Source organism: Grimontia sedimenti (genome assembly GCF_011045095.1).
GTDB classification, from domain to species: domain Bacteria; phylum Pseudomonadota; class Gammaproteobacteria; order Enterobacterales; family Vibrionaceae; genus Enterovibrio; species Enterovibrio sedimenti.
Genome location: NZ_JAALDL010000074.1, coordinates 1 through 326 on the forward strand (window position 1 = coordinate 1; position 326 = coordinate 326).

General features: G+C 47.2%; 2 protein-coding genes. Both read right to left on the reverse strand.

Annotation, left to right across the window (positions count from 1 at the left end):
• Nucleotides 1–114: hypothetical protein (locus G5S52_RS24430; RefSeq protein WP_438590733.1), on the reverse strand; the 114-nt coding region annotated here is incomplete at its 3' end.
• Nucleotides 78–326: beta-ketoacyl-[acyl-carrier-protein] synthase family protein (locus tag G5S52_RS23580; RefSeq protein ID WP_205744046.1), on the reverse strand; the 249-nt coding region annotated here is incomplete at its 5' end. The genes G5S52_RS23580 and G5S52_RS24430, both read right to left, overlap by 37 nt.

Below are 326 nucleotides of genomic sequence, written 5' to 3' on the forward strand. Positions count from 1 at the left end.
AGAAAGACTATGACCTAACTTACCGAGATCACCAGTAATGATGACATCATAATCGGCTGGCGTACGGCCAGTATCTTCTAAGTGGCGCAAGATCGTATCCCCACTGCCGAACAAGCACAGCCACTTCCTCCAGATTGTACCCCTTGGTTTTCTCTGTACATGAGCACACCGCAATCTTGAAAGGCATCATCGGGAATATCAAGGCCGCGATCTCGTAGCATTTCTAAAGAAAGACTATGACCTAACTTACCGAGATCACCAGTAATGATGACATCATAATCGGCTGGCGTACGGCCAGTATCTTCTAAGTGGCGCAAGATCGTATC